Below are 24,853 nucleotides of genomic sequence, written 5' to 3'. Positions count from 1 at the left end.
GCCACACCGCCCGGCCCTGACCCTCAGCCCGGCGTCTGGCGCAGGGCGCCGGACAGGGCCGTCGCCACGACCTTGCGGACCTCGCCGGGCCCGGGCGGCTCGCCGTGGCGTCCGGCGAACAGCAGGTGTCCGGCGCCGATCAGGGTGAGGGCGAGGGTGTCGGTGTCGGCCCCGGGGTCGATACGGCCCCGCTCGCGTTCGGCCGCGAGGTAGGCGGCGATCATGGCGGCGGCGTCCGCCAGCAGCGGCACGCCCGTGGGCCACTCCTCGCGCAGCCGGGCGCGCAGCCCGTCCCGGGCGATGACGAGGCCGACGACCGCCAGGGCCACCGAGCCGAACAGCTCGCTCAGCGCGGCCGCCAGGTTGCCGGTGACCGTGCCGGTCCCGGCGGCGCGGCGGAGAGCGGCGGACTGGTCGCCGAGCCGGGCGACGCGGTCGCGGACGAGCCCGGCGAGGAAGTCGTCGAAGTCGGCGAAGTGCCGGTGCAGCACGCCTTTGGCGCAGCCCGCCTCGGCGGTTACCGCCCGGCTGGTCAGCGCGTTCGGGCCGTCCCTGAGCAGCACGCGCTCGGCGGCCCTGAACAGCTGCTCGCGCGCGTCGCGCAGCGCGACCCCAGTCGGCGCCATGCTCTTTGCTCCTTCTCCCGCCGCCCCCGTTGAGTAGTGGGCACGCGCCCATTATAGTGGGCGCATGCCCACTATACCGCCGCAGCCAGCCCCGGCCCCCGAGGAGCAGCCGTATAAGAACCGCGCGGTCGCCGAGTCATTCGGCGCCGAGGCCGAGCGCTACGAGCGGTCGCGCCCGCACTATCCGCAGGCCCTGGTGGAACGCATCGCCGCCGCCTGTCCCGGCCGCCGTGTCCTCGACGTCGGCTGCGGCACCGGCATCGCCGCCCGCCAGTTCCAGGCGGCGGGCTGCGAGGTGCTCGGGGTCGAGCCGGACGCGCGCATGGCGGAGCTGGCGCGGCGCGCCGGGGTCACCGTCGAGGTGGGAAAGATCGAGGACTGGGACCCGGCGGGCCGGGTGTTCGACGCGGTGGTCGCCGGGCAGGCGTGGCACTGGGTGGACCCGGTGGCGGGTGCGCGCCAGGCGGCGCGGGTGCTGCGGCCCGGCGGTCTGCTGGCCCCGTTCTGGAACGTCGGCCAGCCTCCGGCTCCCCTCGCCGACGCCTTCCAGGAGGTCTACCGCCGCGTCGTGCCCGACTCGCTGGTCGCCCGCCTGGCGGCGCCCTCGGCCACCGACGCCTACGAGCGGATCACATCGACAGTCGGCGACGGCATCCGCCAGGCCGGCGGCTTCGCCGAGCCGGAGCACTGGCGCGAGGACTGGCAGCAGACCTACAGCCGCGACGCCTGGCTCGACCAGCTGCCCACGCACGGCGTCCTCAGCCAGCTGACGCCCGGTGAGCTGGCCCAGGTGCTTGCGGGCGTCGGCGCCGTGATCGACGCGGCTGGCGGCTCGTTCACGATGGACTACACCACGGTGGCCGTCACTGCCGTCCGCGAGGCGGGGGCCGCGCCGCGCGCGTGACAGGCCGCGCGCGGCGCGGGTTACCGGCGCCGCCATGGAGCCGGCGTCCCTCCCGCCGGCGGCGCCTCAGCTGACATGACGTCACCAAACCACAGCAGACGACGCAGAGAACAACGCGGAAAAGAAGCCCCCGACCGCGAGCGGGTGGAAGCGGTGCACCCGGCTGTTCGTGGACCGGTCGCGGCGCGGGGTGCGGCGCTGGTGCGACATGGGGAGCTGCGGGAACCGGGCCACGGCGGCCGGGTTCCCGCGCGTGCCGCCGCTCCCGGCCGGGCCTGAACGCGGCGCGGCCGGGAACGGCGGCACGCGGGCGTCAGCTCAGCCGATGGTCAGGCCATGGGCGGCGAGGACCGGGGCGACCGGCTGGAAGTAGCTGGTGCCGCCGCTGGTGCAGTTGCCGCTGCTGCCGGAGAGGAGACCGAGGGCGAGGCTGCCGGAGAACAGCAGCCCTCCGCTGTCGCCCGGTTCGGCGCAGACGTTGGTCTCGATCAGGTTGGTGACGGAGCCGTCGGGGTAGCCGACGGTGACGTTGACGCCGGTCACGGTGCCGGTGTGGCAGCCGGAGGCGCCGGCGAAGGTGACGGGCTGGCCGACGTAGGGCTGGCCCACGCCGGTGATCTCGATGACCTGGCCGCCGCAGATGACCGTCGGCGGGTGCGGCAGGTCGTCGTTGGCGTAGCGGATCACGGCGTAGTCGCCGCCGGGGAAGTAGGCGGCCTCGGTCGGCCCGATCAGGGTGGTGAGGCTCGCGTCGGCGAACCAGGTGGGGAAGCCGGAGGCGCAGTGGCCCGCCGTCAGCACGAAGTGATCCGTGCTGGAACGGGCGTTGAGCCCGGCGAGACAGCGGCTGCCGTCGCTCGCGTAGACCGGCTCGCCGCCCTGGAGGAGCGGGCGGGCATCCGCCGCGCCGGCGCCCGGGGCGAGCGCCAGGACGGCCGCCGCGGTCACCAGCGCGGCGAGGACGGCGCGGACCAGGCGGCGCGGGTGCCCGGCGGGTCTGGCCGGTCTGACGGGTCTGGCAGGACGGTCATGCTGATGGGGTGTCATGTTCTCTCCCTGGCAGCGGCGTTCACGGTCACCGTCGATGACAGCACCGGCGGCTCCGGGGCGCCAGGGGCACAGCGGGCCGCGGGCAGACCGTCAGCGAGGATCGAGCCGGCCGTGCGGTTCTGGCGCCGGGCCGCCGCCGGGGCGGCGGGCGTGGCGTGCACAGAGGAGACCCGCCCGGTGCCGGGGCGGCCGGACGCGCCGCCCGGCGTCTGGATCTCTTTCAGCGCGGACGCCGGCGGGTCGTCGACTCCCTGACCACCAGGCGGTGCGGCCCGGTGAACGCCATGGCCTCGCCGTCGCCGCGCGGCGCGCGCATCCGGGCGAGCAGCATGTCGAAGGCCGCCGCGACCATCTCGGTGTGGCCCGGCGCGACGGTGGTCAGCGAGGGCACGCTGTACGCGGCCTGCCCGATGTCGTCGAAGCCGGTCACCAGCACGTCGTCCGGCACGTCCAGCCCCGCGTCGGCCAGGCCGCGCAGCACGCCCAGCGCGATCGAGTCCGTCAGGCACATGGCGCCGTCGAACGCCACGCCCGCCGCGGTGAGCGCGCGCACCGCGGCGGCCCCCGCCGCCGTGGTGAAGTCGCAGGGCACAAGCAGCTCCTCGGCCGGCTCGGCGCCGGCCTCGCGCAGCGCCGCCAGGTACCCGGCGGTGCGCAGCGTGGCGGCACCCTCCTCGCCGCCGGTCCGGCCGCCGATCGCCGCCACCCGGCGGCAGCCGCGCGCCAGGAGGTGGCGCGTGGCGTCGCGCGCGCCCTCGTAGTTGGCCATGGAGACGTGGTCGACGGCGCCGCCGCGGACGCGTTCGCCGAGCGCGACGACGGGGACGTCGGCGGGGAAGACGGCGGCGTCGGCGTCGCCGAGCCAGACGGTGCTGATGATGAGGCCGTCGTACATGCGCAGCCGGGAGCGGGCCAGGGCGCTCACCTCGCCCTCGCGCGAGGCGCCGGTCTCCTCGACGGCGACGCGGTAGCCGCGCCGCCCGGCCTCGGCGATGACCAGGGCGGCGAGTTCGGCGCAGTAGGGCTGCCCGATGCCGGGCACGGCCAGGCCGATGACGCCGGTGCTGCCCGACCGCAGGTTCCGGGCGGCGACGTTGACGCGGTAGCCCAGGCGGTCGATCGCCTCGGTGACCTTCAGGCGCGTCGCGTCGCTGACGTAGGGGTGGCCGTTGATGACGTTCGACACCGTCATCGCCGAGACCCCCGCGGCCTTCGCGACGTCGCTCATCGTCACCATGGGCCGATTATCCAGCGCTGGCCGGCGGGCTCCGCGCGCGGACCCGGCCGGAGTGCGCCAGACTTCCGGCATGACGGGCATGACGGGCACAACCGGCGGTGTGCCGGGTGACGTGACGGGCCAGGAGCTGTACCACCGCTGGATCGAGGAGGCGTGGAACGGCCATCCCGAGGCGGTCCGGGGACTGGTAACGGCGGACTTCACGGGGCACTGGCCGGGCCGCAAGGTGCACGGCGCTGACGAACTGGCCGAGCTGATCGCGAGCACGCGCCGGATGTTCACCTCGCTGCGGTTCGTGATCGAGGTGGGCCCGTTCGCGGCGAACGGCCTGGTGGCGGGCCGGTGGTCCGGGGTGGGGCGGACCGACGGCGGCGAGGCGCGGTTCTTCGGCAACGACATCCTGCGCGTCAGGGACGGCCGGTTCGCCGAGTACTGGGTCGCCTCCGGTCAGCTCGGTGGCTGAGAACGACCGGAATTCTTCGTCTCCGGACCTCAGACCGTTCGCTATCTTATAAGCACACGACACCGAATACCGGGGACGTGAGGGGAGGGGGCAGCACCGGATGACGGACCGGACCAGCCGCCTCATCGTCCCGGTCGTCGTCATCACCGGGGTCGCCGCCACCGCCGGCGGCACGTACCTCTACCAGCGGCTCCCCGACGCGCCCGCGGCCACCGCCGAGGAGCGGCCCGCCCCCGTGACCCGGCAGACCATGGCCCCGCAGGCCGAGAGCCTGGGCCTGGTGCGGATCACCTACCAGCTCCACCGCATCCCCACGCACGCCAGCAACCAGATCGCGGTCTGGATCGAGGACGCCGACGGCGCCTACGTCACGACGCTCTTCGCCACCAGCTTCACCGCCAACGGCGGCTGGGACCGCCGCCCCGAGTCGCTGCCGCTGTGGCGCCAGACCTCCGGCTGGGAGTCGGCGACCGAGGAGGAGGTCAGGGCCGCCAGCCGCCCGGCCCAGGACAGCGGCCGCCACACCCTCTACTGGGACGGCACCGACCGCAACGGCAACCCGGTGCGCCCCGGCACCTACACCTACCGCATCGAGGGCAACCTGCTGTGGGAAGACCGCGTGCTGTTCACCGGCACCATCCAGCTCGGCTCCGAGCCGGACGCCTCCCAGGCCGAGGCCGTCTACCTGCCGCGGTCGGCGCGCGAGCACCCCACCATGGTCGAGGACGTCGGCGCCAGCTTCACCCCGGGCGAGCCCCTCGACCCCGACGACGTCACCACCTACACCCGGGGCTCGTGACGTGCGCGGTATACGCGAGCGTCTGATGGGCACCGACGTGCTCCTGGTGCTGCCGCCCCGCGACGCCGCCGCCGTGCTCGGCTGGCTGCGGGAGGTGGAGCGCGTCTTCAGCCGCTTCCGGCCGGACAGCGACGTCTCGCGCGCCAACGCGGGCGGGCGCGTGCGCGTCTCCCGGCTGTTCCTGCGGGTGCTGCACCAGGCGTGCGCCTACCAGGCCCGCACCGGCGGGCTGTTCAGCCCGTTCCTGGGAGCGGAGCTGGCCCGGCTCGGCTACACGCGTGACTTCGCGTCGATCGGCACCCCGCCGGCGGCGCCGCCCGGCCGCCGCCCCGCCGGGCACCCCGCCGGGCCCCCCGCGCCCGAGGTGCGGCTGGACCACGAGGACGGCACGGTGCTGCTGCCGCCCGGCGTCGCCGTCGACCTCGGCGGCTTCGTCAAAGGCTGGGCCGTGCAGGCGGCCGCCCGCGAGCTGCGCACGCCGCGCGGCCTGATCGACGCCGGCGGCGACCTCGTCGCCTGGCGCCGCGCCGCCGACCCGCCGTGGCGCGTCGGCGTGGCCCACCCGCAGGACCCGGACGGCGGACCGGGCGCCGGCGTGCTGCCGTTACCGCCGCGCGCCGCCGTCGCCACCAGCAGCGTCGTGCGGCGCAGCTGGCGCGACACCGCCGGGCGGCGCCTGCACCACCTCCTCGACCCGCGCACCGGCGAGCCCGCCGGCTCCGACTGCCTCCAGGCCACCGTGGTCACCGGCGACCTGGCCGCCGCCGAGGTGTACGCAACGTGCCTGGTGATCCTCGGCACCGCCGAGGGCCCGGCCTGGCTGGCCCGCACGGACCCGGACGCCGGCTGGGTGACCATCGACCGCCAGGGGGTGGTGCGCCACTCCCCGGGCCTGCCGCTGGAGCGCGCCGCGTGACACGTCTGCTCGTGCTGATGGCGCTGACCGTCCTGCCGTTCACCTCGCTGCTGGCGCGGCCCGGCCTCACGGCAGGCGACTGGGCCAACCTCACCGGCCTGGCCGGCGGCCTGGTGCTGTGGTGGCAGGTCGTGCTCGGCATCCGGCAGGTCTCGGAGCGGCTGTGCCGCGACCGGCTCGCCGTCGTCACGCTGCACCGCTGGCTGGGCGGCTGCGGGGCGTTCTTCGTGCTGCTGCACCCGCTGCTGGAGATGATCGCCGCCCACCAGGAGCTGCCCTACCTGGTGGTGTGGGACTTCACCTGGGTCGAGTCGACCTACACCTCCTACGGCCGGATCGCGCTGCTGCTCTTCCTCGCGCTGTGGCTGACGAGCACGCTGCTGCGGGCGGCCGTGCGGCACCGCGTCTGGCGCTTCGTGCACTACGTCTCCTACCCGCTGGCCGGGCTGGTGTTCCTGCACGCCTGGGGCATCGGCTCGTTCCTGCTGGACACCCCGTGGCTGCGGGCGCTGTGGCTGGGGCTGGCCGGCGGCCTGGCCGCCGTCGTGGCCTGGCGGCTGGCGGTGCCGGTGTGGTCACGGCGGTACCGGCTGACCGGGAAGGCCGAGCTGTCGCCGACGGTGACCCGGTACACCCTCCAGCCCCTCGGCCGGCCGCTGCGCCCGGCGCCGGGCCAGTTCTGCTATCTGCGCCTTGGCCCGCTGTCGCGCGGGCACCCGTTCAGCGTCGTGGCGAGCGGCGACGACGGCACCCTGACCTTCGCGGTCAAGCGGGCGGGGCGGTTCACCGAACGGCTGCGGACGCTTGCGCCGGGCGCCGTGCTGCGGCTCGACGGCCCGTACGGCACGTTCACCCGCCAGGCCAGGGACCCCGGCCGGCCCGCCGTGCTGGTCGCGGGCGGCATCGGCGTCACCCCGTTCGTCGACCTGGTGCGGCGGCACGCGGGGCCGCACATGTCGCTCACGCACATCGTCTCCTCGCCCGCGGAGGCCGTCTTCCGCGACGAGCTGCGCGCCCGCCTCGGCAGCCGCTACACCGACCGGCTGCCCCTCGACCGCGGCGCCCGCTACTTCGTCTGCGGCAGCCCCGGCTTCGTGCGGTCCACCGTGCGCGGCCTGCAGGACCGGGGAGTCGCCCGCGACCAGGTCTTCACCGAGCACTTCGACTGCTGACGGGAGCGTTCCCGCCGGTTACGGCCGGTCCCGGCGGGTCGTCCGCTTGCCTGCCGGAAGTGGGCGCGCCCCGGCGACTCCGCCTAGCGTGAGAAGAAGCCCTGCACGGCCGGGGCTCTCGCCGAGGGAGTGAGCGTTGACGTCACCGGACATCGACTACCCCGCGCTGTTCGCCGCCGCGCCCAACGCCTATCTCGTGCTGGACGCCGACCTGCGCATCCTCGCGGTCAACGACGCGCACCTGCGGGCGACGAAACAGCGGCGCGAGGACGTCGTGGGCCGGTTCCTCACCGACGTCTTCCCCGACAACCCGTCCGCGCCCGACGGGGGTGCGGGCGCCATCGACGAGGCGGTCCGCCGGGTCTTCGCGACCGGCCAGCCCGACACGCTGGCCGTGCAGCGCTACGACATCCCCTCCCCGGGCCGGCCGGCCGTCTTCGAGGAGCGCTGGTGGTCCGTGGAGCTGGCGCCCGTGACCTCCCCCGACGGCGCGCTGACCTGCGTGCTGCTGCGGCTGGAGGAGCTGACCAGGCTGGTGAGGTACCTGCGGCAGCGGCAGGACACCGGCGAGCCCGGCATGGACGACCGCGGGCCGGAAGCGGAGCTGTTCGCCCGCGCCGAGGAGCTCCAGCGGCTCAACGCGGAGCTGAAGCGCGACAACCTCCGCGAGCGGCAGATCGCCCTGCGGTTGCAGGAGTCGATGCTGCACTCCCCTGATCTGGCGCACCACCCGGAGATCGCGGTGCGCTACCTGCCCGCCACCGGTGTGCTGAACGTGTGCGGCGACTGGTACGACGTCACCGACGTGGGCCCCGGCCGGTTCGCGGCGGCCGTCGGCGACGTGGTCGGGCACGGCCTGGGAGCCGCCGCCGTCATGGGCATGCTGCGCAGCGCGCTCAGCGCCGTGATGCGGGCCGAGGTGGGCCCCGGCCGCGCGCTCGGCATCCTCGGCATGTACGCCGCGTCGGTGGAGGGCGGCCTCGCGTCCACCGTCGTGAAGGTCGTGGTCGACACCGAGACGCACGAGCTGCGCTACAGCAGCGCCGGGCACCTGCCGCCGGTCCTGCTCCACCCCGACGGGTCGTTCGGCATGCTCGACAAGGCGACCGACCCGCCGCTGGCCACCCGGCCGGAGCAGCGGCCGCGCATCGAGGCACGCATGGTGTACCACCCGGGCGACACGCTGGTGATGTACACCGACGGGCTGGTCGAGCGCCGGGGCGAGGACATCACCACCGGCATCGACCGCCTGACGTCCGTCCTCACCGAGCACAGGCGGCACGACCCCGAGCACCTGGCCGACGAGCTGCTGACGCGGCTGGGCGTCGCCAACGGCGCCCCGGACGACGTGGCGCTGCTGGTCATGCGCCTGTAGCCGTCACGCCGCGCCGGGCGTGCGGCGCAGCAGCGGAGTGACGAAGCCGCGCGTGCCGCGGCCGCCGTCAGTACACCGGGGTCACGTCCAGCAGGCTGATGTCCTCGTTGGCGCAGCCGGTGAGGCCCTCCAGCGGCAGGAACAGCGCGTCCCGCTCCTCCGGCGGGTACACGCGCAGCCCGCGCGCGGCCTGGGGCGAGCAGTCGCTCTCGGAGTAGTTCTCCGCGCGGCCGACCCGGAGGTCCGCGCCCGCCGTCTCGCCGGGGGCCAGCTCCACGCGCACGGACTCGCGGTCGGCGACGCGCTCGGCCGGGCTGCCGATCTGCTCGCCGTCGTCGCCGCCGACCAGCGAGACGCCGGGGTACCCGACCAGCGCGCACGTCTCGCCGGAGACGTTGGTCAGGTCCAGCGTGACGAAGATCGACCCGGCGCCCGCGTTGGGCCCGGAGGTCCCCAGTTCCAGCTGCTCGCTCTGGCAGAGCGGGGCGCCGGTGCCCGTCCCGGACGCACCGGAGGGCGCCGGGGCGGCCGCGCCGTCCGGGTCCCGAGCCTCGTACGGCTCCGCGTCCGGCTCCTCCTCCCCGGCGCCGTCGCCGCCCACGGACGACGGGGAACCGTCCTCGGTCTGGTCCGGCCCGGCGGCCGACGAGCCGGATCCGGCCCCGGCCTCGGTCCCGGACCCGGCCCCGGACGCCAGGGTGTCGGCGGCGGATGCGTCGTCTCCGTCCTGGCCGCCGAGGGCCACCAGGCCGGCGCCGCCGCCGGCGCAGAGCACGACGGCCACGGCCACGCCCGTCACGCGGCGGCGGCGCCGTGCCGCGGCGCGGCGGCGAAGCTCGGTGTAGGTGCCGGGCGGCGGGTCGAGCGGCTCCGCCGGGGCACCGAAGACGGCGGTGAACTCGCCGCGCTCCGGTTCGTCCCCGTGCCCGCCGTGCGGCTCATGCGGTGATGCCGGTGTATTCATATCGTCCTCCCAAGGCGTTCCTCAGCCGCTCCCGGGCCAGGTGAAGGTCACTCTTCACCGTGCCGGGGCGGCGGTGCAGCACGGACGCGATCTCGCTGACGGGCAGGCCGGCGTAGTAGTACAGCAGCACCGGGACGCGCAGCCGGCTGGGCAGCGACTCCACCAGGCTGCGCACGGCCAGCCCCTGGTCGGCGGCGGGCGCGTGCGCGGGCCCGCTGGCCTTCAGGTGGCGCATGGCGTTCCGTTCCCGGTCGCGCAGGCGCCAGTAGTCCTTCACGAGGTTGGCCGCGACGCCGAACAGGTAGGCCTCGGGCCGGTCGACGCTCCGCCACCGCGACCACAGCCGGGTGAAGGCCTCGGCGGCGATGTCGTGCGCGGCGGCGTCGCTGTCCACGAGGCCGCGGCACCAGCCGGCCAGCCGCGGATACACCTCCTCGAAGACCTCGCGGGCTTCCTGCTCAGCGGGGTCCACCGTCTCTCACCGCCTTCCCGTTCCCGGCTGGCTGCTCGTCTGGCTTCTTCGTCTGGGTTCCTCGTCTTCTCCGTCTTCCTCGTCTGCCCGGATCACGGCGCCGTCACCTCGCGCCAGCCGCCCAGCGGCGCCTCGCCGACGTTCAGCGCCTGGAGCCGTGCCAGCACCTGGGGGTCCTGGGCCTCAAGCCAGTCACACAGCTGCCGGAACGACACCAGGCGTACGTCCGGCTTCGTGGCCATCTCGGTGAGCGCGTCCTCGACCGCATCCATGTAGATGCCGCCGTTCCACTGCTCGAAATGGTTGCCCAGAAAAAGGGGCGCGCGGTTGGTGGTGTAGGCGCGCTCGAAGCCCGCGAGGAGCGCGCCGCGCGCCTGATCGCGCCAGGCGGGGTACTGGGACGGGTCGCCCTCGGTCGAGCCGTCCGACTGATTGGCCAGGATGTTGTAGTCCATGGCCAGCACCTCGAAGTCGTGGCCGGGGAACGGCACGGCCGGCAGCGGGAAGTCCCAGATGCCGCTGGTCTGGGCAGGCCACCGCTGGAGGCCGCCCGGCGAACTGGCGTCGTACCGCCAGCCGAGGCTGGCGGCGGTCGGCAGCAGGTTCTCCTGGCCGAGCAGGCACGGCGTGCGCCCGCCCACCAGTTCGCGGCGGTAGTCGAACGGCAGCGGCTCGACGTCGGTGAAGCCGGTGTAGGTGCGCCAGTGGGTGACGAAGTCGATGGCCTGCTCGATCTCGTCCTCCCACTCCTGCGGCGTCCAGTTCGCCACCGAGCCCTCACCGGCGCAGAAGTGGCCGTTGAAGTGCGTGCCGATCTCGTGGCCCTCCAGCCACGCGCCGCGCAGGTGGACCAGAGTGTCCCGGATGTGCGCGTCGGTGAGGTAGCCGATGTCGGAGGCGCCACGGGGGTTACGGGGCGGCCGGTAGCGGTTCTTCTGGGACTCGGGCAGCAGGTAGAGGCCCGAGAGGAAGAACGTCATCGAGCCGCCGGTCTCGCGCGCTACGCGCCGGAACCGCTCGAACAGGCCGTCGTCGAGCGAGCCGGCGCCGTCCCAGGAGGCGACGACGAACTGCGGCGGCGTCTCGCCGCGTTCGAGGCGGCGGACCTCCGGCTGGTTCGGCTGCGGGCCGGTGTCGGCCGTGGAACCGTCGCCTATGAGGCGGGGGTTGTCTACGCTGGGCTCCCCGCCGCTCTCGCCGCTCTCGCCGGCCCCGCCCGCGTTCCCGCCGGAGCCGCCGGACCGGTCGGCAGCCGCCGCGTTGCCGGTGCGGGAGAAGTGCTCGGCGAGGGCGTAGCAGCCCCCGCCGAGCAATCCGACCGCGCCAAGCCCCAGGACGGTCCTGCGTGTGGAGTGGTGCCGTGCGCTCACGCCAGTCTGCCCCTCTATGTCGGTGCGGTCGGACACACGTGTGACCGCGAGGCCCGGGGGGCGGGTTGTTACGTTCGTGCAACGACACCGGCGGTGTGCGGCCGGTCACGGCCGGGCGCCGTCACAGCAGGCGGGCGGCGGGCCTGGCCATGCCGCGTGCGGTCCTGGCGCGGACGAACTCGCCCAGCGCCGTCATGTGCCACTCACCGGAGTGCTGGCGGACCAGCTTGCACATCACCAGGCCGGTGCGCGGCTCGGAGTCGGTGAGGCTGAAGCGCACGAGCTCCCTGTTCTTGGCGGTGCCGTCCAGCAGGCGGCAGTAGGCCTTGGCCACGGAGGTGAACTTCTGGCCGGAGAAGGAGTTCACGACGAAGACGAGACCGGTCACTTCCTCGGGGAGGCGGTCGAGCCGGACCGTGATGACCTCGTCGTCGCCCGCGCCGTGGCCGGTGAGGTTGTCGCCGGAGTGGGATATGGCGCCGCCGAAGAGGCTGGTCCGCAGGAACCAGCAGGTGCCGAGTTTCTTGCGCTGGGCGTCGAAGGCGATGACGGAGGCGTCCAGGTCGATCGACCTGCCGCGCCGGGCGGGCTCCCAGCCCAGGCCCATCCGCACCCGGGTCAGCGGCGGGCGGCCGGACTTGACCAGGGAGACGGACTGGTTCTTGGTGAGCGTGACCCGGCCCTTGTCGAGGGTGACGATGCCGGGCGCCGGCGCGGCCTCCTGCGGGGCAGGCTCTGGCGGCTGCGCCGCGGGCGCCTCACTCGGGGGCGGCGGCGTGTCCGGCTGGGCCGCGGCAGCCGATGGCTGCGGCGCGGACTCCGGCGGCTGCGGCGCCGGCGCCTCGCCCGGGGACGGCGGCGTGTCCGGCTGGGCCGCGGCAGCCGATGGCTGCGGCGCGGACTCCGGCGGGGCGGGGGTGTCGATGGAGACCCCGAAGTCCGTGGCGATGCCGGCGAGTCCGTCCGCGTACCCCTGCCCGACGGCACGGATCTTCCAGGCGCCGCCGCGCCGGTAGACCTCGGCGAGAACCAGCGCCGTTTCCGACGTCAGCGGCGGCGGCGTGAAGGTCGCCAGCACGGCGCCGGTGCCGGCGTCCCGGACGGTCGCCGTCGGCTCGGCCCCGGCGAACGGCCGGCCGCCGTCGAGGCTCGCCGTGACGACGACCTTGTCGATCTCCGGCGGCACGGCGTCGGTGTCCACGGTGATGCCGTCCGGCACGCCGGGCGCGGCGGCGCGGTGCGTCACACCGGGCCCCTGCGGCTGGTTGTAGAAGACGAAGTCCGCGTCGGAGCGGACCTTGCCGTCCGGCGTGACCAGCAGTCCCGAGACGTCGATAGCCATGGGCGCGGTGACCTCCACGGTCACCTGGGCCGCGGTCAGGGGCGCGTTCGAGCCAGCCGTCATCCTCATCATGCCCACCACGGTACGCAGGCAGGCGGCGCCCGCGTGCGCCGCGGCGGGGCGCCAGCGGCCGCACCTCCGCCAACCATGAAAGTGACATGAAAACTGACGGTGCGTAAATGTCGCGGACATCAGGGGGGACCCGGTGCCGACCCCGGGGACCGTGGGACGCAACGCGGCGCTCCGGCCAGGGGAACACGCACACCGGGGTGGCGCGGAGAGGGGGATCATGCGCCAGGTCAATCCGGACGACCTTGAGCGCCTCGCGGACCTGCTCGACGCCAAGGACGGGGGATCGGGGACGGCCTGGGAGATCCAGCAGCTGTTCAACCGGGCCAGCGAGCTGGGGGCCCGAGCCGAGCTCAGCCCACTGGAACCGGTGCAGACATGGGCCACCGAGACCGCTTCCGGCCTGCGCCGCCGCGCCGGAATCGCGCGGAGCGACGAGGAGTGGTACCTGGAGGCCTACGGCTTCGTGGGTGACCTGAAGGGCGCCGTCAGCGCCATGGTCTCCGCGTTAGGCAGCTGGAAGATCACCAAGCTGCTGGCCGGCCAGAGCCTGCTCACCGGCGGCCTCGTCGCCCCGGTCGGCCGGTTTCAGGCCAGCCTGGCCGCGCTCGGTGCGGGCGGCAGCGTTCTGCCCGGACTGGCGGGCCGCGAGGCCCAGCAGCTCGTCACCAGCGTCAACCAGATCGCCTCCCGGCTGGGCTGGTCATCCAGCCTGGGCGGCAGGGTGGCGACGATACTCGGCGGCACTCCCGCGGCGCTCACCCAGAGCCTCTTCCAGGCCGGCCGCTACGCCGGCTTCCTGCGCTACACCGGGTTCATCGGCGGCCTCATCAGCACCGGCACCGGCATCGCCGACCTGATCTCGCAGGGAAATCCCGTCACCGCCTTCCAGAACGACCCCTCCGGCTACTCCGTCGACGTCGCCGGGACGGTGTCCGCCGCCACCATGACGCTCGCCCTCGCCTTTCCCGGGCCCGGCACCGCCGTCGCGGCCATCATCGCGGCCGGGTTCTGGGTGGGCACCCTCGTCTGGGACAACTGGGACGACATCAAGGAGTGGGGCAGCCAGGCCATCGACTGGACCACCGACGCCTGGAACGCCTCCACCGACTGGGTCAGCGACCGGGCCAGCGATGTCGTGGACGCCGGCCGGAGCATCGTCGACGGCGCCGGGGACGTGCTGGGCAGCCTTTTCTGAACAATCCGGCGTTCCGGCGGCACCGCCCCGCGCGGCGGCCGGCGCCTCAGACGAACGACCGGTGCCCCCCGGAGCGGCCCAGCGGGGACTCCCAGCTGTGGAGGAGCAGCAGCAGCGCGGCGGTCACCCGGCGGTCCCAGCCGCCGGCGACCACCTGAAGGTCCTCGCGGCCGCCGCGGAAGTCGAGCACCACGCGGCCGCTTCGTCCTGCCCCCTTCTCCGCCGGTTCCCGGAACCGGAGGCGGCGCGGCGGCTCGGCGCCCGCGTACTCGCCCATGGTGAAGGCGGTGAGCAGCAGCTGGAACGGCCGGGACGGCAGCCACAGGAACCACGACCGCAGCAGCCCCTTGCGGGCGGTGGCAGGAGCGGCGCCCCGATCCAGCTGCCGCACGCTCCAGCGGGCCCGCCGCAGCCGCCATAACGAGCCGGGCTCGCGGCGGATCACGCCCAGCGTCTCCCCCGGCGCGCCCCGCACCTCGTATTCAGCGCCATCCCGGCGGGAAGCCGCGAGCGTGACGACGTGCGCCAGCGCCTCCCGGCCCTCCGGGTCGCGCCACAGGGTGAACGCCCGCGCGCCGCGCGCACGTGCGGCCCGCTCCTCCTCGGCCGTGCCGCCCGGCTGGACGGGCCGCCGCTCCGGCCAGCCGACGCGCTCGTCCGGCGCCGGCAGCACCGGGCCGCGGCCCGGTCGCTGAGCGGACGCACCCACCACCCGGAACAGCGTGTCGCGGGCGCGCTCCGGGTCGGGCTGCGCCCACAGCCATGTCGTCACGGGCAACGAGCGTAGACGCGCCGGAGGCTCGCTGCCCCCTTTCTGACGGAAACCCGGCGCCCCGCTCCCGCCGCCGCCCGGCTGCGGTCACGCGTCGTCCGGGGCGCCAGCGGATCAGGAAGCGCGGTCAGGGGCGTCGTCTCTGGCGGGCCTGCGGCCCGTCCTTGCGTCCGTGCCGGTCCGCCAACGAACCGCCACCGCACCGGCATCGGCGTGGCGGGCTAGTCTTCGTGACCATGACGGGAACAGTGGGGGCGCGCGTGCGTGAGTGGCACGACGCCGAGGGATGGGGTGTGCTGGATTCGGCGGAGACGCCCGGCGGCTGCTGGGCACACTATTCGGACATCGCACCGGCTTCCGGGAATGACGGTTTCCGTTCGCTGACCCCGGGCCAGCCGGTCATCCTCGAATGGGAGGCCGGGGCACAGGACGGCTACGCCTACCGGGCGCGCAGGGTCGTTCCGGGGTCGTCCCCACCTGCCACAGGCAGCGCCTAACTAGCGCGAAAGCCAACAAATTACACCGCTTTCCGGGCGTGTCGGGAGGGTGACGCTCGGCTCAAACGACGCCGAAGCGATCGGCCTCCGCTACTGCAACGACTGCGAGGAATCGGTCACCGTATGTGTGGTGCCTCGCTGGGAGTCCCGATCCGGTGACTGACAGCGCGGGCCCGCGTCGCTGCGGCCCCCTCGTTGCGTCCTGGCGAGCACGACGGGTGCCGGCCTTCAGCGTGCCATCCGCCGACGAGAGTGAGCGTTCGTGACAGAGCAGTGCCCCAGCCGTGCCCCCGCGTCACGCAACCGCTCGTAACTCCGAAGGCCACGTCCGTCCCACGATTCCAAGTGCTGACCGTATTGATGGAGTCCTTAACCATGATCTTGCCCTCGGACAGTATGCAGTCAGACGGTTACTTCCTCACCGAGTCGCATCGCCGCCTGCGCCAGGAGGTCAGGGAGTTCGCCGAGACGCAGGTCCGTCCCCGAGTGCCCGAGATGGAGGCCTCCCGCACGGTCCAGCACGAACTGTCCCGCCTCATAGCCCGCCAGGGCTGGATCGGCGTCACGATAGGCCGCGAGTACGGCGGCATGGGCATGGGGCACCTGGCGAAGACCATCATCATCGAGGAACTCGCCCGCGTCTGCGGCGCCATGGGCGCCATGGTGCAGGCCTCGCAGCTCGGGGTCGCCAAGATCATCCACTTCGGCAACGAGCAGCAGAAGAAGACCTGGCTGCCGGCCATCGCCGCCGGTGACTGCCTGCCCACCATCGCGACGACCGAGAAGCACTCCGGCAGCCACGTGCTGGGGATGGCCGCGAGCGCCGTGCGCGACGGCGACGACTACATCCTCAACGGCAGCAAGGTGTTCGTCGGCAACAGCCACGTCGGCGACCTGCACGGCGTCGTCGTGCGCACCGGGCCGGGCTCCAAGGGCCTGTCGGCGTTCCTGGTGGAGGCGGACCGGCCCGGCTGCCGGCTGGCCGCCCACCGGCCCGCCATGGGCCTGCACGGCTTCAGCTTCGGCGAGATCATCTTCGACAACTGCCGGGTCCCGGCGGACAACCTGCTCGGCGAGGAGGGTGACGGCCTGGCCGTGGCCTACTCCTCCAGCGTGCTGTACGGCAGGCCGAATCTCACGGGCGTCTCGCTGGGCATCCACCAGGCGGTGGTGGAGGAGACCGCCGCCTTCGCCGCCCGGCAGATCCGGTACGGCAAGCCGCTGGCGGAACTCGACTCCGTCAAGCAGAAGCTGGGGCAGATGCAGTCGCGGCTGATGACGGCCCGCCTCGCGGCCTATCACGCGGTGCACCTGCTCGACCGGGGCCTGCCGTGCGACGCCGAGCTGCAGAACGCCAAGCTCATCAACGTCGAGTACGCCATGGACTCGGCGCGCACCGCCATGGAGATCCACGGCGCCTGCGCCCTGTTCCCCGACCGGCCGGTCGAGCGCTACCTGCGCGACGCCTTCCACATCTTCGCGCCCGCCGGCACCTCCGACGTGCAGCGGCTGCGCCTGGCCGAGGTGGCACTGGGCACCTCGCGCGGCGAGTGGTCGGAGCGGCTGGCGGACGTCACCAGCGGCGGCACGCAGCGCGAGCCCGTCGCCGTGCGGTAACCGCGGCCGGCCGCCAGAGGGCACGCAGACGCCGGGCGCCCGCAGCGGGGCGCCCGGCGTCCGGCGTTCAGCGGGAGCCGGTCACGCCGACGCCGCTGCGGAGCATGTTCATCATCCGCTCGGCCCGGTCCTTGATGAAATCCAGGCCCTCGCGGCCCCACGGGATCGGCTCGGTGTCCACGACGCAGACCGTGCCCAGCGCCTCGCCCGTCTGGTCGTCGATCAGCGGCGCGCCCATGTAGGTGCGGATGCCGATGTGGTCGACGACCTCGTTGCCCGCGAAGCGCGGGTAGGCGCACACGTCGGGCAGGACGAGGGCCTTGCCGCGGTCCACGACGTGCGGGCAGTAGCCCTGATCCAGCGTCATGGTGCGCCCCACGTCCTGTCCGCCGCCGCTGGCGGAGCCGTCGGGCGTGTACAGGCCGGCGAAGAACTGCTGGTTCTGGCCGATGAAGTTGACCATCGCGTAGGGCGCGCTCGGCAGGCCGTTGAGGTCGGCGGCGTCGCGGGCGAGTTCGGCTGCGAACTGGTCGAACTCCGGAACGGGCCTGTCGGCCAGGCCCAGTTCGCGCAGCCGCGCCTCCCGCACCGGCCCCCGGGCATCGGCGGGAGTCAGCAGGTGGCGCCCGGTGTCGGTATCGAACGTCGGCATGGGATGGGCTCCGGATTCTCTCTAGGTGAGGGGGAAGTGCGGGGTCGGGGGGCGGCCTGGCTCGTCACCGGGCTACTGGTGGGAGCGCGCCGCCAGGGACATGGCTCTGGCGTGCTCGACGAGGGAGATCAGCACGCGGCGGCACGATGAGGTACTGCGGGCATCGCACAGCATCACCGGCACCTCCGGCTTGACCTCCAGGGCGTCACGCACCTCCTCGGTCGTGTACCGGAAGGCGCCGTCGAACTCGTTGACGGCGACGACGAACGGGATGCGGCGCAGCTCGAAGTACTCGATGGCGGCGAAGCTGTCCAGCAGGCGGCGGGTGTCGGCGAGCACGACCGCGCCGACCGCGCCGAGGGACAGGTCCTCCCACATGAACCAGAACCGCTGCTGCCCCGGCGTGCCGAACAGCAGCAGCATCAGGTTCTGTGTGGGGAAGGTGATGCGGCCGAAGTCCATCGACACGGTCGTCGTCGTCTTCTGGCCGACCCCTGCCAGGTTGTCCACGCCCACGCTGGCGGCGGTGAGCGTCTCCTCCGTCGTGAGCGGCTTGATCTCGCTCACCGCCCCGACCATGGTCGTCTTGCCCACGCCGAAGCCACCGGCGATCACGATCTTCAGCGGAATCAGGTTCACGTCGCGTGACGCGGATGCCTCAGAGCTGTCGAAGGCCAGCAAGCAATGCCTCCAGGAGTAGTGGGTCGGTGGGGTCGGCGTCCGTGGCGGGCATCGGTACCACCAGGGAACGGGCGTCGATGAGATCCGAGAGCAGCACCTTGGTGACCTGCACCGGGAGCTTGAGGACTCCGGCGATCTCGGCGACCGACCGCGGGCCGTGACGACACAGTTCGAGGGCTTCGCCGTGCTCGGGGCTGAGCCGGACCCCACTCCGGGAGCGCCCGGCCTTGACTAATGTCGCCAGGGTCAGGTCGCGGGTCGGACGGGTGCGCCCCTGCGTCAGGGCGTAGGGGCGCACGTCCGGCGCGTCCGCGTCGATCCAGGGATCGTCGAACGACGTCATGTCAGACAACCGCGTTGGTCGGCGCCATGTTCACCCTCTCTGGCGTGGCCAGGTAGCTGGCCACGCTCTTGACGAGCTGGGCCATCTCGTAGCCGACGAGGCTCAGGTCGGCCTCGTGCGTGGTGAGCACCGCGAGCACGGCGCCCGGGCCGGCCTTCGAGACGAACAGCAGCGCGTCCTCGTGCTCGACCACCACCTGCCGCACCTTGCCGCTGCCGTGGTCGACGAACTCGCCGACGCCGCGCCCGAGTGAGCACAGACCGGTGGCTATGGCGGAGAGGCGGTCGGCCTGGTCGTTGTCCAGGCCGTACACGTGCTTCTTCACGCCGTCGCTCGACGCCACCACGGCGCTGCGGGCGTGGACGACCTTCTGGACAAAGCTGGCCAGGAGCCAGTCGAGATCTGCTGGCCGGCCCGCGGGCACGTCGCTCATCATGATCGAAGTCCTCCTTGAGGGTGGTGCTGGTCAGTCAGCTCGGGGGCCGTCGTCGGCGCGGGCGAAGCCTTCGGAGAACCGGGCCATCAGGCCGAAGTCCGGGCCGGCGTCGGGTTCGTCGCGCGCGGCGGCGTTCTCGTAGAACTCGGGGGAGAGATACGACCCGCTGCGCTTGGGCAGCGGCGGTCTCCCCGACTGATCGGCCGGGGGCTCCGGCGCCGTCGCCCGGGTGCGCACCGGAAGCTCCGGGCGCTGGGCGTCGCCCTCGGGCCGCTGGGCCCGGGGCTGGCCGGCGCTGCTGCCTGGCTCCTGGCCGCCCGGGTGCGCGGCGCGCGCCCCGGGGGCCTCGGTGTGGCCGGCGTGGCCGGTGTGTCCCCCGTTCTCCCTTCCTGGTCCAGGCTCCACCCCCTGCCCCGGCTGGGCCGGGGCCATCGGGTACCCGCCTGTGGGGTAGCCCCCGGTGTCCGGGGCGGCGCCCATGCCGGTGCCCCGGCCCGCGGCCCCGCTCGCGGCCGGGTCACCCGTGCCGTGGCGGGCGGCACCGGAGACGCCGAAGCTCTCGTCCAGACCCGGGAACTGCGCCGTCGCGGTGGCGGCGGCGTGCTCCCGCGGCGCGGCGGCCGGAGCAGCAGCGGGGTAGCCGCCGGTGGCGGGCCCGGCGTCGGGGGCGTGAGTCCGCGGCAGCTGTGCGGTCCGGGCCGCCTGCGCGGGCTGCGCCGCCGCCTGGGGCGCGGCCTGCGCTGACTGCGCTGCCTGCGCGCCCACGGCGGCCAGGCCGCGGTCGCCGCCGTTCTGCGCGGCGGCGGTGGCGGGCACCGCCGGGATCTGCTCGGTCGGGTCGCTCAGCAGGGCGTTGGGAAGGATCACCACCGCCTGGTTGCCGCCGTAGACGTTGCTCTGGAGGCGGACGGTGATGCCGTGGCGCCGGGCGAGCTGCGCGACCACGAACAGGCCGATGCGGCCGTCCTTCAGCTGCTCGCCGATGTCGAACTCTTCCGGCGCCGACAGCAGGTTGTTCATGCGCGTCCGCAGGTCGGCGGGCATGACCAGGCCGCGGTCGTCGATCTCGATGGCCAGGCCGGCCGCGACCCGCTCCGCGCGCAGGTGCACGGTGGTCGTGGGCGGCGAGAACGTCGCGGCGTTCTCGACCAGTTCGGCGATGAGGTGGATGACGTCGGCGGTGGCGTGGCCGTGGAGGATGCCCTCGACCGGCTGGTGCACCTTGACACGGGAGTACTGCTCGACCTCGGCGACCGCCTGCCGCAGCACCGTGTAGACGCTGACGGGCTTGCTGATGCGGCGCGGCACGGCGCCGCCGAGCACGCCGAGACTCTCGACCTGGCGGCGGACGCGGGTGACGAGGTGGTCGAGGCTGAACAGGCCCTCGAGCAGCTCCGGGTCCTCGACCTCGCGCTCCAGACCGTCGAGCTGGGTGAGCGCCCGGGTGACGAGGGACTGGAGGCGCCGCGCGATGTTGACGAACACCACGATCTGCTGCCGCGCCGACGCCTCGATGACGGCCGACTCGGCGGCCGTCAGGAAGGCCCGCAGCGCGCGGTCGATCTCCTCCAGGTCCCGGGCGTCCACGGCCGCCCGGTCGCGGGGTTCGGGGCGTTCGCCCCGGCGTATCTGCTTCACCAGGCGCTGGATCTCGGCCTGGCCCTCGGAGAGTCTGGCCGCGAGGGCGTGCGCCCGGTCACGCGCGGCCTGGTCACTGACCGCCGACTCGCGCCCCAGCGCGGCGGAGGCGGCCGTGGCGGAACGATACGCCCAGAAGAGCACCGCCAGGCATGCCCCGGCGGCGACGATGGCCACGCCGAGGGCGGCGCGGCGGGGGGCCTCCGACGCCATCAGCGCGGCTCCGGCTCCCGCCGCGATCAGGGCCACAGCGGCGGCGGGCAGCAGCGCGAGGCGCAGCAGCCCCGCTCTGTCGCCGGCCGTGGGCGGCCTTCCGTGCCGCCGTCCTGAGCGCGTGGTGGGTGGGGGGGATTGAGACATCAGCGTCCTCAGTACAGGGCCCGCGGGGAGTATGGGCCTCGTGGCACACCGGCATCGCACCCGGCGCGGGGGCGGCGCGGGGAAGCAGAGACGGCGCCGCACAGGTGCGGGGCCAAAATAACCCTGTCGGCTCCGGTCACCGTTTCGCCACGGACCGCGCGGGTCGTTTGACGGTCGTTTTGGCTGCCGGGCGTGGACCGCGCCGCCTGGCTGTGCCGCGCGGCGTGCGGGTTCCGCGCCGCGCCCGCCCGGCGGGGCGCGCGGCGCAGGGGCCGGCGAACCGGCGCGAACGACCCCGGAACGACACCTGCCGCTGGCATGTGTCAGCCCCGGCCGTTATCCGCGTCGAAGCCGCCGACGAACCTCAGCGTGGCGTCCAGCGCGTCGAGGCTCAGCAGCCGCGACCGCGGCCTGAGCATGCCCCAGATGCCGTACTGCGCGAGTTCGTTGCAGCGGCGGACCAGCCAGGACCAGTCGAGGTCCAGGTAGTCGGCCAGGGCCCGCAGCCGCCGGGCCGGGGTGGCGCCCGGGGCGACGGTGTGCTTCCTGGCGTGTTCGATGGCCTGCCCGTAGGTGTGGACCTCGGAGCGGCGGTTGGTGGCCTCGACCTGCCAGATGCCGTCCGCACGCAGCCAGTTGCTGACGACGGCGCGCTCGCCAGGTATCAGGGCAAAGGCGTCGATCTGCGCGTACTCCGGTTCGCGGCAGATCCATGCGGTGATGCCGTGCTTCTCCAGCAGGGCGACCGCCAGGAACAGCAGGGTGCGCTCATAGCGTTCACTCTCCTTGACGACGGTCTCGGGCACGCAGAAGGCGTGCCCGCAGGGCTCGCCGCCGCGGGCGTGGGCGTCTCCCGTGCGCTCCAGGCTGTCGTGGAGGTGCCGGAAGAACAGCAGCGGCGCCGCCTCCTCCCCCCGCTGCTCGCGCGACCAGGACAGCGGCGGGCAGGCGCTCTGGGGCAGGTGGCGGTGCGAGTACAGCGAGCAGAAGAACGAGCCCAGCCAGCTCGACCCGATGGCCGACAGCTCAGGGGCCGCCGAACGGGCCACGGCGGAGCGCCGCTTGGCGAGCTGGTGGTCCAGGTCCTGCCGCTCGCTCTCCAGGGCGTGGTCGTCGGCGAGCAGGCCGTCGTCCACGTTGAGCATGGCCCAGACGATGCCGTAGGTGAGGTCGTCGATGCCATATGCCCTGGGGATGGGCAGCGTGTCGACCGGGCGGTCCACAGCGAGGTGACGCCGGGCGTACGCCGCGTCGAGCACGTAAAGACCGGCGCCGCCGTCGGCGCCGAGCGAACCGAGCACGAGGGCCCGGCGCGCTGGCTTGACGAACGCCGTCAGGTGCGGATGGTCCTCCGGGCCGATGAGGACGACGTCGTCGAGCGCCGACGCCTCGTACATCTGCACCGCCACGGAGGTTCCGTCGAATAAATCGATGCCGCTCAGCCGCCACACGCCGTCCATGCCGGGCGCCGGGGAGGCCGGCGCCAGGGCGGAGGTGGCCCAGGCGCTGTCGAGCGCCAGCGCCGAGGCCAGGGAGGAGCGGTGAGGGGCCCGCGGCGTCACCACCTCGTGCGTCGGGGCGGGCTGGAGCAGCTGCTCCGCGGTGACGCCCAGCATGAACTCCAGAACCATGCGGGCGTCACCCCGGGGGATCTGGTCACCGCTCAGCCACCGCTTGAACGTCGTGTTGGAGATGGTCAGGCCGTTCAGGCGGTGGTTGCCGAACTCCTGGGCGGCTTGCTGGGCGGCGCGCGCGAAGTGCGTTTCGAAGGCGGTCCAGCTCGACCAGCCCTGCTTCTCCAGCAGGACGCGGAGCAGCGTGGGGGGACGCATCGGTTCCTTCCTGCGCGGCGGCGGACCGTGATCGATCATGGGAGCAGTTCCATGATCATATTTCCACGGTTCGCTGCGGGCTGGTCGGGGGCAGCTGAACCGGCAACCGTCCGTAATGCCGCATCACCTCCGGTGCCGGGCGACGGTTGCACATCGCGGCGAGATAGTAGTGGTCCGTCACTTCGCACACCAGAACTATCAGATCAGCGCACACGGCAACGCCCGCCCCCGTGACACCGGGGGCGGGCTCGTCAGGCGGCCGGGCCCGCGCCTCCCCCCCGGCGCGCGGCCAGGGGAGGCGGCGGCGGGTCAGTGCGAGTGCCGCGGCACCTCGTTCCCGCTGCGGCCGACGAGGAAGTCGAGGTCGGCGCCCTCGTCGGCCTGGAGGACGTGCTCGGTGTACAGGCGGGTCCAGCCCCGGCCGTCGTGCGGCGGCTTTGGCGGCGTGAACTCCTTGGCGCGGGCGGCCAGCTCCTCCTCGGGCACGTCGAGGTCCAGCCGCCGGGCGGCGACGTCGAGCTCGATCCAGTCCCCGGTGCGCACCAGGGCGATCGGGCCGCCGACCGCGGCCTCGGGCGCGACGTGCAGCACGCAGGTGCCGTAGCCGGTGCCGCTCATCCGGGCGTCGCTGATGCGCACGACGTCGGTGATGCCCTGCTGCAGCAGCTTCTTGGGCACGGGAGGGTTGCCGACCTCGGGGAACCCGGGGTAGCCGCGCGGCCCGGCGTTGCGCACGACGATGACGGTGGAGGCGTCCACGGGCAGGTCCGGGTCGTCGGCGACGGCGATGTAGTCCTCGACCCGGTCGAACACCAGGGCCTTCCCGCGGTGCTTGAGCAGCGACGGGCTGGCCGCCGAGACCTTCAGCACGGCGCCGTTGGGGCACAGGCTGCCGCGCAGCACGACGGTGCCCTCGCCGGCGGGGCGCACCGGGTTGTCGACGGTGCGGATGACCTCGTCGTTGTACCGGCGGGCGTTCGCGACGTCCTCGCCGATGGTGGCGCCGCCGACGGTACGGGCACCGGTGTGCAGCAGCCCGGCCTCCGCCAGCTCGCGCAGCACGACCGGCAGGCCGCCCGCGTAGGCGAAGTCCTCCATCAGGAAGCGGCCCGAGGGCATCATGTCCACCAGCACGGGCACGTCGGCGACCAGCGCGTCGAAGTCGTCCAGGCTCAGCTCCACTCCGGCGCGGCGGGCGAGGGCGAGGAGGTGGACGACGGCGTTGGTAGAGCCGCCCAGCGCGGCGTTGACGCGGATGGCGTTCTCGAACGCCTCGCGGGTGAGGATCTCGGAGGGGCGCGGCCCGCTGTCCGCCATGGCCACCGCGCGCTTGCCGGTCAGCTGCGCGAGCGCGTAGCGGCGCGCGTCCACGGCGGGCAGGGCGGCGGCGCCGGAGAGCTGGAAACCGAGCGCCTCGGCGAGACAGGCCATGGTCGAGGCGGTGCCCATGGTCATGCAGTGGCCCCGGCTGCGGGACATGCACACCTCGGCCTCGGCGAGGTCCTCGGCCGTGATCTTCCCGGCGCGCTCCTCCTCGTGCAGGCGCCACACGTCGGTGCCCGAACCGATGTCCCGGCCCTGGAACTTGCCGTTGAGCATGGGGCCGCCGGTCACCATGATCGCGGGGATGTCCACGCTGGTGGCGGCCATCAGCAGCGACGGGGTGGTCTTGTCACAGCCGGACAGCAGCACGACGGCGTCGAGCGGATTGGCCCGCATCGACTCCTCAGCCTCCATGGCGGCGAGGTTGCGGTAGAGCATGGTCGTCGGCCGCATGATCGTTTCGCCGAGCGACATGACGGGGAACTCCAGCGGCAGGCCGCCCGCCTGCCATACGCCGCGCTTGACGGCCTCGGCGATGTCCCGCAGGTGCGCGTTGCAGGGGGTGAGTTCGGAGAAGGTGCTGGCGATGCCGACGACGGGGCGGCCGTCGAACACCTCCGGCTCGAAGCCCTGGTTGCGCATCCAGGAGCGGTGGATGAAGCCGTTGCGGCCCTCCGCCTGGAACCAGGCGCCGCTGCGCCTGCGCGGGGCCTTCTCGCCGCTGGCCTGCTCGGTCATGTCGCCT

Annotated in this window: 24 protein-coding genes and 1 pseudogene; 10 read left to right on the top strand and 15 right to left on the bottom strand. The window is 73.6% G+C overall.

All coding sequences use genetic code 11. The features are described from left to right. Window positions 1-23 precede the first annotated feature (23 nt). Entirely contained in the window at window positions 24-626 is a 603-nt protein-coding gene (locus tag JK356_RS07165; RefSeq protein ID WP_201866694.1) for a TetR/AcrR family transcriptional regulator, read from the bottom strand. Between the two features lie 64 nt (window positions 627-690). Here JK356_RS07165 and JK356_RS07160 point away from each other — a divergent pair, with 64 nt between their 5' ends. Together JK356_RS07160 and JK356_RS22150 are read left to right on the top strand one after the other, a co-directional pair. After that, window positions 691-1,530 (top strand): bifunctional 2-polyprenyl-6-hydroxyphenol methylase/3-demethylubiquinol 3-O-methyltransferase UbiG, encoded by an 840-nt coding sequence (locus JK356_RS07160; RefSeq protein WP_201866693.1) that lies wholly within the window; start codon window positions 691-693, stop codon window positions 1,528-1,530. A gap of 160 nt (window positions 1,531-1,690) precedes the next feature. Beyond that, window positions 1,691-1,903: pseudogene (locus JK356_RS22150) on the top strand (CGNR zinc finger domain-containing protein); the annotation flags it as partial. On the opposite strand, the gene JK356_RS07150 reads toward JK356_RS22150, so the two are convergent. Then, on the bottom strand, window positions 1,849-2,577 hold the full coding sequence (locus JK356_RS07150) for a S1 family peptidase (RefSeq protein ID WP_201866692.1): 729 nt from the start codon (window positions 2,575-2,577) through the stop codon (window positions 1,849-1,851). The pseudogene JK356_RS22150 and the gene JK356_RS07150 overlap by 55 nt on opposite strands. A gap of 223 nt (window positions 2,578-2,800) precedes the next feature. Next, complete coding sequence (locus tag JK356_RS07145; RefSeq protein ID WP_201866691.1) at window positions 2,801-3,817, bottom strand: LacI family DNA-binding transcriptional regulator; 1,017 nt, start codon at window positions 3,815-3,817, stop codon at window positions 2,801-2,803. Between the two features lie 70 nt (window positions 3,818-3,887). On the opposite strand from JK356_RS07145, the gene JK356_RS07140 reads away from it, so the two are divergent. The 5 genes from JK356_RS07140 (at window position 3,888) to JK356_RS07120 (ending at window position 8,542) form a co-directional block, all read left to right on the top strand. Next, on the top strand, window positions 3,888-4,280 hold the full coding sequence (locus JK356_RS07140) for an ester cyclase (RefSeq protein ID WP_201866690.1): 393 nt from the start codon (window positions 3,888-3,890) through the stop codon (window positions 4,278-4,280). Window positions 4,281-4,380: 100 nt separating this feature from the next. Next, window positions 4,381-5,079, top strand: coding sequence for a DUF2271 domain-containing protein (locus JK356_RS07135; protein ID WP_201866689.1), 699 nt, complete (start codon window positions 4,381-4,383; stop codon window positions 5,077-5,079). Window position 5,080: 1 nt separating this feature from the next. After that, a complete protein-coding gene (locus JK356_RS07130; RefSeq protein WP_201866688.1) occupies window positions 5,081-5,995 on the top strand; it encodes an FAD:protein FMN transferase in 915 nt (304 codons plus the stop codon). Further along, window positions 5,992-7,167 carry a ferric reductase-like transmembrane domain-containing protein gene (locus tag JK356_RS07125; RefSeq protein WP_201866687.1) on the top strand — a complete coding sequence of 392 codons (1,176 nt, stop codon included), beginning with the start codon at window positions 5,992-5,994 and terminating at the stop codon, window positions 7,165-7,167. Before JK356_RS07130 ends, JK356_RS07125 begins: the two co-directional genes overlap by 4 nt. Before the next feature lie 136 nt (window positions 7,168-7,303). Continuing rightward, window positions 7,304-8,542: a PP2C family protein-serine/threonine phosphatase gene (locus JK356_RS07120; protein WP_201866686.1), complete on the top strand. Its 1,239-nt coding sequence runs from the start codon at window positions 7,304-7,306 to the stop codon at window positions 8,540-8,542. Between the two features lie 67 nt (window positions 8,543-8,609). Here the strand turns inward: JK356_RS07120 and JK356_RS07115 are convergent, their stop codons facing one another. From JK356_RS07115 to JK356_RS07100, 4 genes are all read right to left on the bottom strand, one after another. Then, window positions 8,610-9,506, bottom strand: a complete 897-nt coding sequence (locus JK356_RS07115; RefSeq protein ID WP_201866685.1) for a DUF4232 domain-containing protein — start codon at window positions 9,504-9,506, stop codon at window positions 8,610-8,612. Next, window positions 9,481-9,978 (bottom strand): RNA polymerase sigma factor, encoded by a 498-nt coding sequence (locus JK356_RS07110; RefSeq protein ID WP_201866684.1) that lies wholly within the window; start codon window positions 9,976-9,978, stop codon window positions 9,481-9,483. Before JK356_RS07110 ends, JK356_RS07115 begins: the two co-directional genes overlap by 26 nt. A gap of 92 nt (window positions 9,979-10,070) precedes the next feature. Continuing rightward, complete coding sequence (locus JK356_RS07105) at window positions 10,071-11,348, bottom strand: hypothetical protein (RefSeq protein ID WP_307815441.1); 1,278 nt, start codon at window positions 11,346-11,348, stop codon at window positions 10,071-10,073. 121 nt (window positions 11,349-11,469) lie between these two features. Next, the gene (locus JK356_RS07100; RefSeq protein ID WP_201866795.1) at window positions 11,470-12,753 is read right to left on the bottom strand and encodes a TerD family protein; all 1,284 of its coding nucleotides are present in this window, start codon (window positions 12,751-12,753) and stop codon (window positions 11,470-11,472) included. Between the two features lie 226 nt (window positions 12,754-12,979). Between JK356_RS07100 and JK356_RS07095 the strand changes: the two genes are divergently transcribed. Beyond that, the gene (locus JK356_RS07095; protein ID WP_201866683.1) at window positions 12,980-13,957 is read left to right on the top strand and encodes a hypothetical protein; all 978 of its coding nucleotides are present in this window, start codon (window positions 12,980-12,982) and stop codon (window positions 13,955-13,957) included. A gap of 46 nt (window positions 13,958-14,003) precedes the next feature. Here the strand turns inward: JK356_RS07095 and JK356_RS07090 are convergent, their stop codons facing one another. Continuing rightward, window positions 14,004-14,729 (bottom strand): hypothetical protein, encoded by a 726-nt coding sequence (locus JK356_RS07090; RefSeq protein ID WP_201866682.1) that lies wholly within the window; start codon window positions 14,727-14,729, stop codon window positions 14,004-14,006. A 236-nt stretch (window positions 14,730-14,965) separates the two neighbouring features. Between JK356_RS07090 and JK356_RS21735 the strand changes: the two genes are divergently transcribed. Further along, window positions 14,966-15,226 (top strand): cold shock domain-containing protein, encoded by a 261-nt coding sequence (locus tag JK356_RS21735; protein WP_236670859.1) that lies wholly within the window; start codon window positions 14,966-14,968, stop codon window positions 15,224-15,226. A 375-nt stretch (window positions 15,227-15,601) separates the two neighbouring features. Further along, window positions 15,602-16,843, top strand: a complete 1,242-nt coding sequence (locus JK356_RS07085; RefSeq protein WP_374100620.1) for an acyl-CoA dehydrogenase family protein — start codon at window positions 15,602-15,604, stop codon at window positions 16,841-16,843. 67 nt (window positions 16,844-16,910) lie between these two features. Here JK356_RS07085 and JK356_RS07080 read toward each other — a convergent pair whose 3' ends face one another. From JK356_RS07080 to JK356_RS07050, 7 genes are all read right to left on the bottom strand, one after another. Continuing rightward, window positions 16,911-17,495, bottom strand: a complete 585-nt coding sequence (locus tag JK356_RS07080; protein ID WP_201866681.1) for a GAF domain-containing protein — start codon at window positions 17,493-17,495, stop codon at window positions 16,911-16,913. A 72-nt stretch (window positions 17,496-17,567) separates the two neighbouring features. Next, the gene (locus JK356_RS07075; protein ID WP_374100621.1) at window positions 17,568-18,173 is read right to left on the bottom strand and encodes an ATP/GTP-binding protein; all 606 of its coding nucleotides are present in this window, start codon (window positions 18,171-18,173) and stop codon (window positions 17,568-17,570) included. Continuing rightward, window positions 18,154-18,519: a DUF742 domain-containing protein gene (locus tag JK356_RS07070; RefSeq protein WP_201866679.1), complete on the bottom strand. Its 366-nt coding sequence runs from the start codon at window positions 18,517-18,519 to the stop codon at window positions 18,154-18,156. Before JK356_RS07070 ends, JK356_RS07075 begins: the two co-directional genes overlap by 20 nt. A gap of 1 nt (window position 18,520) precedes the next feature. Continuing rightward, window positions 18,521-18,955: a roadblock/LC7 domain-containing protein gene (locus JK356_RS07065; protein ID WP_201866678.1), complete on the bottom strand. Its 435-nt coding sequence runs from the start codon at window positions 18,953-18,955 to the stop codon at window positions 18,521-18,523. 30 nt (window positions 18,956-18,985) lie between these two features. After that, window positions 18,986-20,953: a HAMP domain-containing sensor histidine kinase gene (locus JK356_RS07060; RefSeq protein ID WP_201866677.1), complete on the bottom strand. Its 1,968-nt coding sequence runs from the start codon at window positions 20,951-20,953 to the stop codon at window positions 18,986-18,988. A gap of 323 nt (window positions 20,954-21,276) precedes the next feature. Then, window positions 21,277-22,785, bottom strand: coding sequence for a hypothetical protein (locus JK356_RS07055; protein WP_201866676.1), 1,509 nt, complete (start codon window positions 22,783-22,785; stop codon window positions 21,277-21,279). Window positions 22,786-23,094: 309 nt separating this feature from the next. Beyond that, window positions 23,095-24,846, bottom strand: a complete 1,752-nt coding sequence (locus tag JK356_RS07050; RefSeq protein ID WP_201866675.1) for an IlvD/Edd family dehydratase — start codon at window positions 24,844-24,846, stop codon at window positions 23,095-23,097. Window positions 24,847-24,853 lie beyond the last annotated feature (7 nt).

Source organism: Streptomyces sp. 7-21 (genome assembly GCF_016741785.1).
GTDB lineage: Bacteria > Actinomycetota > Actinomycetes > Streptomycetales > Streptomycetaceae > Streptomyces.
This window is presented reverse-complemented; position numbering and strand designations above follow the sequence as displayed.